Source organism: Stenotrophomonas tumulicola (genome assembly GCF_014117215.1).
Classification (GTDB): domain Bacteria; phylum Pseudomonadota; class Gammaproteobacteria; order Xanthomonadales; family Xanthomonadaceae; genus Stenotrophomonas; species Stenotrophomonas tumulicola.
Map to the genome: position 1 here is coordinate 31551 of NZ_JACGXS010000002.1, position 12018 is coordinate 43568.

Below are 12018 nucleotides of genomic sequence, written 5' to 3' on the forward strand. Positions count from 1 at the left end.
TCGACGGCCGGATTCAGCCGGCAGGGCCATAGGTGAAGGCAATGATCAGGGGCGTCTCTGACCTCGATGAGACAGCGGAACCCGGTTTGGAGCGCCGAGTGCGCTAAACTGCTCAATTGAGCGGCGCGTGAACCCACCGGTTCCAGGCCCGCCGACCCGCCGCAGGGGCCGCAGTTTGCGACGGAGCCCCTAGATGACGCCGAGCCGCCCGTTTGCAGGTGGCGGCCAGACCAAGACGGACACATGAGCGACAAACCGCTGACCGATTTGACCTTTTCCTCCTTCGATCTGCATCCGGCCCTGCACGCCGGTCTTGAAGGAGCCGGATTCACCCGTTGCACCCCGATCCAGGCGCTGACACTGCCGGTCGCACTCGCCGGTGGCGATGTCGCCGGCCAGGCGCAGACCGGCACCGGCAAGACGCTGGCCTTCCTGGTCGCGGTGGTCAACCGCCTGCTGAGCCGCCCGGCGCTGGCCGACCGCAAGCCGGAAGATCCGCGCGCGCTGATCCTGGCGCCGACCCGCGAGCTGGCCATCCAGATCCACAAGGATGCGGTCAAGCTTGGCTCCGACCTGGGCCTGCGCTTCGCGCTGGTGTACGGCGGCGTGGACTACGACAAGCAGCGCGAGCTGCTGCAGCAGGGCGTGGACGTGATCATCGCCACCCCGGGCCGCCTGATCGATTACGTCAAGCAGCACAAGGTGGTCTCGCTGCATGCCTGCGAGATCTGCGTGCTGGACGAAGCCGACCGCATGTTCGACCTGGGCTTCATCAAGGACATCCGCTTCCTGCTGCGCCGCATGCCCGAGCGCACCACGCGCCAGACGTTGCTGTTCAGCGCCACGCTCAGCCATCGCGTGCTGGAACTGGCGTATGACCATATGAACGAGCCGCAGAAGATGGTGGTGGAAAGCGAGTCCATCACTGCCGCCCGCGTGCGCCAGCGCATGTACTTCCCGGCCGACGAAGAAAAGATCCCGCTGCTGCTGGGCCTGCTTTCGCGCAGCGAAGGCGCGCGGACCATGGTGTTCGTCAACACCAAGGTGTTCGTCGAACGCGTCGCGCGTTCGCTGGAAAAGGCCGGCTACCGTGTCGGCGTGCTGTCCGGCGACGTGCCGCAGAAGAAGCGCGAGAGCCTGCTCAACCGCTTCCAGAAGGGCCAGCTGGAGATCCTGGTGGCAACCGACGTGGCCGCGCGCGGCCTGCACATCGATGGCATCAAGTACGTCTACAACTACGACCTGCCGTTCGATGCGGAAGATTACGTGCACCGCATCGGCCGTACCGCGCGCCTGGGCGAGGAAGGCGATGCGATCAGCTTCGCCTGCGAACGCTATGCGATGGGCCTGCCGGACATCGAGGCCTACATCGAGCAGAAGATCCCGGTCGAGGCGGTCACCAGCGAAATCCTGACCCCACTGCCGCGCCCGGAGCGCGCACCGCCCGCAGCGGGCGAGGAAGCCGACGAGAACGAGAGCGTCGGCCAGATCTTCCGTGAGGCGCGCGAAGCGCGTGCGGCGGAGGAAGAGCGTCGTGGCGGTGGCCGCAGCGGCAAGCCTTCCGGCGGTCGTGGTGAACGCCGCGACGGCGAGCGCAGTGGCGAACGCCGTCCGCGTGGCCCGCGTAAACCGCGTGTCGAAGGCGGGCAGGTTGCAGCCAATGGCGAGGGCGTCGCCGCTGTCGTCGCAGAGGCCGCCGTGCAGGCACCGAGCGCACCGCGTGCCGATGCTGCAGCGCAGGACCCGGCACTGCAGGACGGCGAGCGCAAGCCGCGCAAGCGCCGTCGTCGTCGCAACGGGCGCCCGGTCGAGGGTGCCGAGGGTGCGGGCAACGGCAGCGGCGCAGCGCATGCAACGGTCGGGCCGGTGCAGGTCGTGGCCAAGCCGGTACGCGGCGTGGATCCGTCCGATTCGTTCCTGACCCGCATCGGCCGCAAGATCCGGCGCATGCTGGCCGGCAGTTAAGCGGTAGCGCCGGGCCATGCCCGGCGAGCGAAGCGGCCTCCATCCGGGGCCGTGATGCGGGACGGTTTTCGCCGGGCCATGCCCGGCGAGCGAAGCGGCTTCCATCCGGGGCCGCGATGCGGGATGGTTTTCGCCGGGCTTGGCCCGGCGAGCGAAGCGGCCTCCATCCGGGGTCGTGATGCGGGACGGTTTTCGCCGGGCCATGCCCGGCGAGCGAAGCGGCCTCCATCCGGGGCCGCGATGCGGGATGGTTTTCGCCGGGCTTGGCCCGGCGCTACCGATCCGTCGCGCCGCTCCTGCATAATCAGGGCATGAGTGTCCTGCGTTTCGACAATGTCAGTAAACAGTACGCTGGTGGCCACGAGGCGCTGACCGATGTCAGCTTCGACGTGGCACCGGGCGAGATGCTGTTCGTCACCGGCCATTCCGGCGCCGGCAAAAGCACCCTGCTGAAGTTGATCCACCTCGACGAACGGCCGAGCCGTGGCGCGGTGGTATTCAACGAGCGCAACCTGTTGAAGGTGCGCGGCGGCGATGTGCCACGGCACCGGCGCGAGGTCGGCGCGGTCTACCAGGATCATCGCCTGCTGATGGATCGCACCATTTCCGAGAACGTGGCCCTTCCGTTGATCCTGCGTGGAACACGGCGCATCGACATCGGCAAGCGCGTGCGCTCGGTGCTGGAGCGGATGGGCCTGGGCCACCGCGAGAAGGCGCTGCCCTCGCAGCTGTCGGCCGGTGAGCAGCAGCGCGTCGGCATCGCCCGGGCGATCGTCGGCGAGCCCAGGCTGCTGGTGGCCGATGAGCCGACCGGCAACCTCGATCCGACCCTGGCAGCGGAAATCATGGCGCTGTTCGCCGAACTGCCGTCGCGCGGCACCAGCGTGCTGGTGGTCAGCCATGACCTGGCCCTGCTGCGCCGCATGCGCAAGCGCGTGCTGATCCTGGACCATGGCCGGCTGGTCGATGACATCTCGCCACAGGACCTGGCCGAATGAGTACCGAAACCTCCACGCCCGCAGAGCGCGGCAGCGGCGCCAGTCCGGTGGCCGCGGCACCGTCACGGCTGGGCATCTGGTGGCACCACCACCTGCACAGCGTGGTGTTCAGCCTGGGCCGCGCTTGCCGCAAGCCCTGGGCCACGCTGCTGACCGTGATGGTCATGGCGCTGGCGCTGGCATTGCCGCTGGGGCTGTCCATCGCCTTGGACAACCTGAAGCATTTCACCGGCAGCGTGCAGCAGTCGCGCGACATCAACCTGTTCCTCAAGACCGATATCGCCGGTTCCGCTGCCAACGCGCTGGCCCGCGAACTGCGGGGGCGCGATGACGTGGCGGCGGTGCAGTTGCGCACGCCTGAAGAAGGGCTGGAAGAACTGCGTGCCCACGCAGGGCTGGGCGAAGCCATCGATGCGCTGCAGGACAATCCGTTGCCCAGCCTGCTGGTGGTCACGCCGGCGACCGAGGCCGACGATGCGCGGCTGGCACGCGCGCTTGGCACGCTGCCGCAGGCTGACCTGGTACAGCATGATGCGTTATGGCGCACCCGATTGGACGGCTGGCTGGGCTTCGGCTCGCGGCTGGTACAGGTGCTGTCGGTGCTGCTGGGGCTGGCAGCGGTGCTGGTAGTCGGCAACACGGTGCGGCTGGATATCCAGGCGCGGCGGGAAGAAATCGGCGTGCTGCAGCTGCTGGGTGCCAGCGATGGCTTCATCCGTCGGCCGTTCCTGTACCTGGGTGCCTGGTATGGATTGGGTGCCGGACTGGTCGCGCTGGGCCTGATCGCCGCCGCCGGGGCTGCCCTTGCTGGCCCACTGGCCGACCTGTCGCAGAGCTATGCCAGCCCGTTTGCGCTGAAGGGGCTGGACCTGCTGCATTCCTCGGTGGTGCTGGTGGCCATCGTGCTGGTCGGTTGGTTGGGAGCCTGGCTGGTCACGGGCCACTTCCTGCGCCAGACGCGCCCCACCGAGACCTGATTTCCCATGCAGCGTCAAGCGCTCAAGCATCTGCACGTTGATGCCCCCCGGGTGATGGTCGTCGATGGTTCACGCTTGGTGCGCAGGCTGATCGCAGGTGTGCTGCAGCGCGACCTGCCCGGCGTGGAGGTGGTGGGCTGCGCCAGCATCGCAGAAGCGCAGCAGGCCCTGCTCGAAGGCCCGGTCAACCTGGTCACCACGTCGTTGTCGCTGCCGGATGGCGACGGCCTGGCGCTGGCGCGGTGGGTGCGTGAAGCCGCCGGCCAGGCGTATGTGCCGGTGATCGTGGTATCGGGTGACGCCCAGGCGCACCTGGAGCAGCGGCGGTTCACCGAATACGTGACCGACCACTTCGACAAAGCGCTCGGCCATGAGGCGCTGGCCGCTTTCATTCGTGGTTACGTGCAACCTACCACCATTCCCGGTGCCACGCTGCTCTACGTGGAAGACAGCCGCGTCGTCGCCGAGGCGACCAAGCGCATGCTGGAGCGCCAGCAGCTCAACGTGCTGCACGTGATGACAGCCGAAGAAGCGTTCGCCCTGCTGACGGCCGAATCGCTCGGGCGCCACCAGCATCGCATCGACCTGATACTTACCGACGTCACGCTGAAAGGCGAACTGAGTGGTCGCGACGTCGTCGAGCGGGTGCGCCTGGATTTCGGTTACGGCAAGCGCCGCCTGCCGGTGCTGGTGATGACCGGCGACGGCAATCCGCACAACCAGACCACGCTGCTGCAGGCCGGCGCCAACGACCTGGTGCTGAAGCCGATCGAAGAACGGTTGCTGGTCACCAAGGTGCTGTTCCAGTTGCGGCTGTCACGACTCAATCCAGGATCCGTAGTGTGATGAACGAAGTGGCTTCCCCTGCCATCCAGCTCGAAGACAGTTGGAAGGCGCGCGTCGGCGACTGGCTGCTGCAGCCGGAGATGCGCGATCTGTCTGCCTACCTGCGCCAGCGCAAGGCCAGTGGCGTGTCGGTGTTCCCGCCCGGGCCGCAGATTTTCGCCGCCTTCGATGCCACGCCATTTGAAAAGGTCAAGGTGGTCATCCTTGGCCAGGATCCCTACCACGGGCGTGGACAGGCGCATGGGCTGAGTTTTTCGGTTCCACCGGGCGTGCCGGTACCGCCGTCGCTGTTGAACATCTACAAGGAAATCGAGCGCGACCTGGGTATCCCGCGGCCAGACCACGGCTGCCTGCTGCCTTGGGCACAGCGCGGCGTGCTGCTGCTCAATGCAGTGCTGACGGTGGAAGAGGGCACCGCGGGTGCGCATCAGAAGCGTGGCTGGGAAGGCTTCACCGACCATGTGGTGGAGACCCTCAACCGTGAACGCGAGGGCCTGGTGTTCCTGTTGTGGGGCAGCTATGCACAACAGAAGGGGAAGGTGATAGACACCCGACGCCATCGCGTATTGAAGGCGCCGCATCCTTCGCCGCTGTCGGCACATCGCGGATTCCTCGGCTGCGGGCATTTTTCCGCCACCAACGAGTACCTGCAGCGACGTGGCCAGGCACCCATCGACTGGTCGCTACCGCCGCGCGCCCAACTGGGCTGAATGCCGGGCAACATCGGCAAGATGAATGCGTGCGAGACGCGCTCCGTTCAGCCTGTGCTGGCCTCGGGACGCGTCAATTCATCATGTAAATTACTGATTTAATGTGACTTATGGGTGCCGGCGCATGCGCTCGCCACTGTCACCAAATCAAGGTAGGGTAAGCAGGTACTCGGCGCCATTGTTCTGTCACCGGAACACTGGAACTTTTCTGACCTTTAGCAGTCGAAGTATCGGACTGCTAAGATGAGACCCATGAGCCAGAACACCTCTACTGCCCTTGTGGCAAACAATCTCCCGATCCCCAGTGCGCTCGGTTCGCTGGACGCCTACATCGGTGCCGTGCACCAGATTCCGGTGCTGTCGGTCGATGATGAGCAGGACCTGGCGCGTCGATTCCGCGATGAAAGCGATCTGGACGCGGCCCGCGAGCTGGTGCATTCGCACCTGCGCTTCGTGGTGCACGTGGCCCGCGGTTACAACGGCTATGGCCTTGCGCTGGGCGACCTGATCCAGGAAGGCAACATCGGCCTGATGAAGGCGGTGAAGCGCTTCGACCCGGACATGGGCGTACGCCTGGTGTCATTCGCGGTGCACTGGATCCGTGCCGAGATGCATGAGTTCATCCTGAAGAACTGGCGCATCGTCAAGGTCGCCACGACCAAGGCGCAGCGCAAGCTGTTCTTCAACCTGCGCAAGTCGAAGAAGCGCCTGGGCTGGATGAACGCGGCCGAGGTCACTGCGGTGGCCAAGGACCTCAACGTGTCCGAGCGCGAAGTGCTGGAAATGGAGTCGCGCCTGTCGGGCCGTGATATCGGTTTCGATGCCTCCAGCGACGACGATGACGATCATGCACCGCCTTCGCCGGCTGCCTACCTGGTGGCCAACGATGAAGATCCGTCGATGGCGTACGAGCGTGCGGACAGCGAGGACAACCAGTTGCAGCTGCTGCGCGAAGGCATGGCGGAGCTGGATGCGCGTTCTCGCGACATCATCGCCCGCCGTTGGCTGGATGCGGACAGCAAGGTGACGCTGCAGGAGCTGGCCGACGAGTACGGCGTGTCGGCCGAGCGCATCCGCCAGGTCGAAGCCAACGCGCTGAAGAAGATGAAGGCGCTGTTTACCGCGTAGTAGTAGTAGCGCCGAGCCATGCTCGGCGCCATCTCCTCCATCCGGCGGCGCGGCCATGGAGATGATCCGCGCATTGCGCACGCCGAGCATGGCTCGGCGCTGCGGTTTCCAGGCAGCGGGTCATGGACCCGCTCTACCTCTCAGGCCTCGCGCGCGATCGCGCGCCAGCCGATATCGCTGCGATGGAACTCATTTGCCCAAGTGACCTGTGCCACGCCGGCATATGCGTTGGCCTGTGCGTCGCGCACGCTGTCGCCCAACGCGGCCACGCACAGCACGCGACCGCCCGCGCTGAGCACCTGGCCCCGTGCATCCAGTGCCGTACCCGCATGGAATACCTTCGCCGACGAAGGCACCGCATCCAGGCCCGAGATCACATCACCGGTGATCGGCGTTTCCGGATAGGGCTTTGCCGCCAGCACCACGCCCAGTGATGGACGCGGATCCCACTGCGCCTGCACCTGGTCCAGCTTGCCGTCGATGGCGGCCTGCAGCAGGTCCACCAGGTCCGATTGCAGGCGCAGCATCACCGGCTGGGTTTCCGGGTCGCCGAAGCGCACGTTGAACTCGATCACCTTCGGCGCACCGCTGGCATCGATCATCAGGCCGGCGTAGAGGAAGCCGGTGAACGGAATGCCGTCGGCAATCATGCCCTGAACGGTCGGTTCGACCACCTCGCGCATCACCCGCGCGTGTACTTCTGGTGTCACCACCGGGGCGGGCGAATAGGCGCCCATGCCGCCGGTGTTCGGACCGGTATCGCCATCGCCCACGCGCTTGTGGTCCTGCGAGGTGGCCATCGGCAGCGCGTGCACACCGTCCACCATCGAAATGAAGCTGGCCTCCTCGCCATCGAGGAATTCCTCGATCACCACGCGTGCGCCGGCATCGCCGAAGGCATTGCCCGAGAGCATGTCGCGCACCGCGGCTTCCGCCTCGTCCTGCGTCATCGCCACGATCACGCCCTTGCCGGCGGCCAGACCGTCGGCCTTGACCACGATCGGCGCGCCCTTCTCGCGCACATAGGCCAGTGCGGCGTCCACCTCGGTGTGCACGGCGTAGAACGCGGTGGGGATGTTGTGGCGGGCAAGGAAGTCCTTGGCGTAGGCCTTGCTGCCTTCCAATTGTGCCGCAGCGGCAGTCGGGCCGAAGATGCGCAGGCCCGCTTCGCCGAAGCGATCCACCACGCCGGCCACCAGCGGGACCTCGGGACCCACGACGGTCAGCGCGATGCCTTCGGCCTGGGCCAGTGCCAGCAGCCCGTCGATATCGGTGACCTTCACCGCCACGTTGCGGCACTTTGGCTCGGTGGCGGTGCCGGCATTGCCCGGCGCGACCAGTATGTCGGTGACCTGCGGGGACTGGGCCAGCTTCCAGGCCAGGGCATGTTCGCGGCCGCCGGAGCCGATGACGAGGATCTTCATGCTGTGGGGTTTCCGATGCGGTTGGGTAAGCAGCCGGGCATGGCCCGGCGCTACGGGAAGAGCGTGGCGACCCATGGTCGCCACCCATCAGGAGCCATCAGTGGCGGAAGTGGCGCACGCCGGTGAACACCATCGCCAGGCCGTGTTCGTCGGCGGCGGCGATCACTTCGTTGTCGCGCATCGAACCGCCCGGCTGGATCACCGCCTTGATGCCTGCCGCGGCGGCGGCATCGATGCCGTCGCGGAACGGGAAGAACGCGTCGGAGGCCATCACCGAGCCTTCCACCACCAGGTTTGCGTCGGCGGCCTTGATGCCGGCGATGCGCGCCGAGTACACGCGGCTCATCTGCCCGGCGCCGACCCCGATGGTGCGGTTGTCCTTGGCGTAGATGATGGCGTTGGACTTCACGAACTTGGCGACCTTCCAGGCGAACAGGAGGTCGGTGAACTGCTTGTCGGTCGGCGCCAGCTTGCTGACCACCGTCAGCTCGTCGCGCGTCATGCCGCGGTTGTCCGAGGACTGCAGCAGCAGGCCCGAGCCCACGCGCTTGCTGTCGTAGTTGTTCATGCCCGCGCCATGCGGGATGCGCAGCACGCGCACGTTGGCCTTCTTCGTGGCATATTCCAGCGCGGCTGGTTCGTAGTCCGGGGCGATCAGTACTTCGACGAACTGGCGGTCCAGGATCACCTTGGCGGTGGCTGCATCCAGTGGCTTGTTGAAGGCGATGATGCCGCCGAACGCGCTGGTCGGGTCGGTGGCATAGGCGAGCTCATACGCGTCGCCATTCCCGGCGCCCACGGCCACGCCACAGGGGTTGGCATGCTTGACGATCACGCAGGCCGGGGCGTCGAACTGGCGCACGCATTCCCATGCCGCATCGGCGTCGGCCAGGTTGTTGAAGCTAAGTTCCTTGCCCTGCAGCTGCTGGAAGGTCGCCAGCGTGCCCGGCACCGGGTACAGGTCACGGTAGAACGCGCCGCTCTGGTGCGGGTTCTCGCCGTAGCGCAGGTCCATCATCTTGACGAAGGTGGAGTTCATCTGTGCCGGGTATTCGGTACGCACCGGCACGGCCGCTTCGGTCGAGGCCACTGCGGAAAGATAGTTGCTGATTGCTGCGTCGTACTGGGCGACGCGGTTGAACGCAGCCACCGAGAAGGCGAAGCGCTTGGCGGCCGACAACCGGCCATCGTGGGCATCCAGTTCCGCCAGCAGCTCGGCATACTGCGCCGGGTCGGTGGCTACGGCCACGCGGGCGAAGTTCTTGGCTGCAGAACGCAGCATCGCCGGGCCACCGATATCGATGTTCTCCACCGCATCTTCCAGCGTGCAGCCTGCCTTGGCGGTGGTCGATTCGAACGGATACAGGTTCAGGACCAGCAGGTCGATCGCCGCAATGCCATGTTCATCCATCACCGCGTCATCGGTACCGGCGCGGCCAAGCAGGCCGCCATGGACCTTCGGGTGCAGGGTCTTGACCCGGCCGTCCATCATTTCCGGGAAGCCGGTGACATCGGCCACGTCCTTCACGGCCAGGCCTGCGTCGCGGATCGCTTTGGCGGTACCGCCGGTGGACAGCAGTTCCACGCCACGGGCGGCCAGCGCAGTGGCCAGGTCGATCAGGCCGGTCTTGTCCGAAACAGAAAGCAGGGCCCGACGGACGGGCAGCAGGTCAGCACTCATGGGAACAGGGCAACGGGCAGCAGCGGGGCCGATATTGTAGGCCCTGAGCACCGTTGATGGGGTCCGACCCCGTGCTTCAGGCGGTGATGCCGTATTCCTTCAGCTTCTTGCGCAGGGTCGCGCGGTGGATCCCCAGCATCGCCGCCGCGCGGCTCTGGTTGCCTTCGCAGTGGTTCAGCACTTCCACGAACAGCGGGATCTCCATTTCACGCAGCACGATCTCGTACACATCGTCGGCATCGCAGCCATCCAGGTCGCGCAGGTAGCGGCGGACGGACTGGGCAACATGTTCGCGCAGCGGCGGCCGCGTAGCGCCACGACTGGTGTCAGGACGAGAGAGCACAGCGTTCAATGGAAATCCCGATCTGGTGGCCGCGCCGAACGGCGCAGGCGAAGAAGGTGGTGGCGGCCAGTCTAGCGCGAGCAGCGCGAGGCTGCACGGTCGTCCGGCACACGTTTGCTTTACAGGAACTCGAAGCTGAAGGCGACCGTGGATGCCGCTGGTTCACGCACGTGGAAGGCGACCTGGGCACTTTGCCCGGGCTCGATGCTGCCGGTGGCCACCGTGCTGTTGCCCATATAGTCAGCCGGCGCGAACACGCCGGTGCCGATCACCCGGCCGTCCGCATCGGACAGCGACAGGCGCAGTGACGGCCACGCCTGTGCCCAGCGCGCATCATTGCGGATGCTGGCCTGCACCTGCAGCGCACCGGCCTGCCCGGGGACGGGGCGAACATCGCGGCTGGTCATGGTGAAGGCGCTTGGCTCGTGCCAGGCCGGCAGCGTGCAGCGCAGCACGCCGCACAGCGCGGCGATCCAGGGCCGGCTGGTCGCCTGGGCAGCCAGCTTCGCGCGGTCGGCCAGCGCAACCTGCAACAGCAACAACAGGCCCAGCATCAGGACAAGCGGCCACTGCCAACGCGGAGCCGGCTGCGATTGCGTGCCGTGCCTGCGCAGGAACACCGGTTCCTGTGCCGTGCCTGCCGCCGCCGGGCTGTCCGGTGGGCTGGCCACTTCGGCAACCATCGCTATCGGGGCGGCGGATGCACCTTCATCCACCGCGACCACGGCATCCACTGCGGGCGGCTGGACGGACGGGGGCGACGCTTCTTCGCCCTGCGGCACCGATGGGGCGTCGGCCTCAACGGCGGGGCGGAGAAAGGTTGCCAGTGGGCGGCGCGGTGGGTTTGGTTCGGACATGCTCGTGATCGGCTTGGGTCCAGCGGCTATTCAAGCACGCCGCACGCCGGTGATGCGCATCCAGTCGCCATCCTGCGTGGCCTGCAGATCATCGAACCATGCGGCATAGCGCTGCAGCAGTTCGCCTTCCTGCCCATGCAGGATGCCCGACAACGCGATGCGACCAGCCGGCGCCACGCGGGTGGCCAGCAGTTCGGCCAAGGCGTCCAGCGCCGATGCGAGGATGTTGGCGACGACGATGGGATAGGTGGCCACCGGCTCGTCCTGCGGCAGGTACACCTGCATGCGCGGTTGTTCGCCGTTGCGCTCGGCGTTGTCGGCGGTGGCGATCAGCGCCTGCGGGTCGTTGTCCACGCCGATCGCCTCGGCCGCACCCAGCTTCAATGCCGCCAGTGCCAGGATGCCCGAACCGCAGCCGAAATCGAGCACGCGTTGCCCCTGCAGCAGCCCTTCGGCGGCCAGTCCGTCCAGCCAGCGCAGGCACAGGGCGGTGGTCGGGTGCGTGCCCGAACCGAACGCCAGGCCGGGATCCAGCCGGACCACGGCAGCGTCGGCGGCCTGTGCGGCGTCGGGAAGTTCATGGTTCCACGGCACGATCCAGGTGCGCTCGCCAAACGCCAGCGGGTGGAACTGATCCAGCCAGGCACGTTCCCAGTCTTCGTCGGCCACCGCGCGGAAGCTGATCGTGGACCAGTCCAGGCCGGCATCGAAGGATTCAAGCGCGGCCAGCAGCGCCAGGCCGTTCGCATCGGCCGGGAACAGGGCACTCAGTACCAGCGTGTCCCACATCGGCGTTTCGCCCACGCCCGGTTCCAGGATGGCCTGCTCGTTGCTGGTGTCCGCCTCGGCATCAAGCAAGGTAACCGCCAGCGCACCGACGTCCTCCAGCGCATTTTCATAACGGGGCTGGGTGGCTTCGGTGCAGCGCAGGGTGAGTTCCAGGAACGGCATGGGGGCAAGTGTTCGTGTGGCAAGGAACGGGAATGCTAGACCATCCATCCCCATGACGGCCATCTCTCGACCCGATGAGACTGTCGAGATCAGATTCATGCAGCCGATCAAGGACTTGTTAGAATCGCGAACTTGCCT

11 protein-coding genes are annotated in these 12018 nt (G+C 66.5%); 6 read left to right on the forward strand and 5 right to left on the reverse strand.

All coding sequences use genetic code 11. The features are described from left to right. Nucleotides 1-243: 243 nt before the first annotated feature. From rhlB to rpoH, 6 genes are all read left to right on the forward strand, one after another. A complete protein-coding gene (gene rhlB, locus H4O11_RS05755; RefSeq protein ID WP_182338453.1) occupies nucleotides 244-1965 on the forward strand; it encodes an ATP-dependent RNA helicase RhlB in 1722 nt (573 codons plus the stop codon). Between the two features lie 311 nt (nucleotides 1966-2276). Continuing rightward, a complete protein-coding gene (gene ftsE, locus H4O11_RS05760) occupies nucleotides 2277-2963 on the forward strand; it encodes a cell division ATP-binding protein FtsE (RefSeq protein WP_182338454.1) in 687 nt (228 codons plus the stop codon). Then, nucleotides 2960-3940, forward strand: coding sequence for a permease-like cell division protein FtsX (gene ftsX / locus H4O11_RS05765; RefSeq protein WP_182338455.1), 981 nt, complete (start codon nucleotides 2960-2962; stop codon nucleotides 3938-3940). Before ftsE ends, ftsX begins: the two co-directional genes overlap by 4 nt. A gap of 6 nt (nucleotides 3941-3946) precedes the next feature. Beyond that, on the forward strand, nucleotides 3947-4786 hold the full coding sequence (locus H4O11_RS05770) for a response regulator (protein ID WP_182338456.1): 840 nt from the start codon (nucleotides 3947-3949) through the stop codon (nucleotides 4784-4786). Next, the gene (gene ung, locus H4O11_RS05775) at nucleotides 4783-5496 is read left to right on the forward strand and encodes a uracil-DNA glycosylase (protein ID WP_182338457.1); all 714 of its coding nucleotides are present in this window, start codon (nucleotides 4783-4785) and stop codon (nucleotides 5494-5496) included. Before H4O11_RS05770 ends, ung begins: the two co-directional genes overlap by 4 nt. A gap of 252 nt (nucleotides 5497-5748) precedes the next feature. Beyond that, nucleotides 5749-6624 (forward strand): RNA polymerase sigma factor RpoH, encoded by an 876-nt coding sequence (gene rpoH, locus H4O11_RS05780; protein WP_182338458.1) that lies wholly within the window; start codon nucleotides 5749-5751, stop codon nucleotides 6622-6624. 140 nt (nucleotides 6625-6764) lie between these two features. On the opposite strand, the gene purD is transcribed toward rpoH, so the two are convergent. From purD to prmA, 5 genes are all read right to left on the reverse strand, one after another. After that, entirely contained in the window at nucleotides 6765-8048 is a 1284-nt protein-coding gene (purD, locus tag H4O11_RS05785; protein ID WP_182338459.1) for a phosphoribosylamine--glycine ligase, read from the reverse strand. A gap of 97 nt (nucleotides 8049-8145) precedes the next feature. Then, nucleotides 8146-9729 carry a bifunctional phosphoribosylaminoimidazolecarboxamide formyltransferase/IMP cyclohydrolase gene (purH, locus tag H4O11_RS05790; RefSeq protein WP_182338460.1) on the reverse strand — a complete coding sequence of 528 codons (1584 nt, stop codon included), beginning with the start codon at nucleotides 9727-9729 and terminating at the stop codon, nucleotides 8146-8148. A 76-nt stretch (nucleotides 9730-9805) separates the two neighbouring features. Next, nucleotides 9806-10081 (reverse strand): DNA-binding transcriptional regulator Fis, encoded by a 276-nt coding sequence (gene fis / locus H4O11_RS05795; protein WP_182338461.1) that lies wholly within the window; start codon nucleotides 10079-10081, stop codon nucleotides 9806-9808. A 110-nt stretch (nucleotides 10082-10191) separates the two neighbouring features. Continuing rightward, nucleotides 10192-10929, reverse strand: coding sequence for a DUF3426 domain-containing protein (locus H4O11_RS05800; RefSeq protein ID WP_182338462.1), 738 nt, complete (start codon nucleotides 10927-10929; stop codon nucleotides 10192-10194). Nucleotides 10930-10959: 30 nt separating this feature from the next. Next, the gene (prmA, locus tag H4O11_RS05805; protein WP_182338463.1) at nucleotides 10960-11880 is read right to left on the reverse strand and encodes a 50S ribosomal protein L11 methyltransferase; all 921 of its coding nucleotides are present in this window, start codon (nucleotides 11878-11880) and stop codon (nucleotides 10960-10962) included. Nucleotides 11881-12018: the final 138 nt, after the last annotated feature.

Coding starts and splice junctions, on each gene's coding strand:
- prmA (WP_182338463.1), bottom strand. CDS start 11,880: ATGCCGTTCCTGGAACTCACCCTGCGCTGCACCGAAGCCACCCAGCCC.
- rpoH (WP_182338458.1), top strand. CDS start 5,749: ATGAGCCAGAACACCTCTACTGCCCTTGTGGCAAACAATCTCCCGATC.
- purH (WP_182338460.1), bottom strand. CDS start 9,729: ATGAGTGCTGACCTGCTGCCCGTCCGTCGGGCCCTGCTTTCTGTTTCG.
- H4O11_RS05800 (WP_182338462.1), bottom strand. CDS start 10,929: ATGTCCGAACCAAACCCACCGCGCCGCCCACTGGCAACCTTTCTCCGC.
- purD (WP_182338459.1), bottom strand. CDS start 8,048: ATGAAGATCCTCGTCATCGGCTCCGGCGGCCGCGAACATGCCCTGGCC.
- H4O11_RS05770 (WP_182338456.1), top strand. CDS start 3,947: ATGCAGCGTCAAGCGCTCAAGCATCTGCACGTTGATGCCCCCCGGGTG.
- ftsX (WP_182338455.1), top strand. CDS start 2,960: ATGAGTACCGAAACCTCCACGCCCGCAGAGCGCGGCAGCGGCGCCAGT.
- rhlB (WP_182338453.1), top strand. CDS start 244: ATGAGCGACAAACCGCTGACCGATTTGACCTTTTCCTCCTTCGATCTG.
- ftsE (WP_182338454.1), top strand. CDS start 2,277: ATGAGTGTCCTGCGTTTCGACAATGTCAGTAAACAGTACGCTGGTGGC.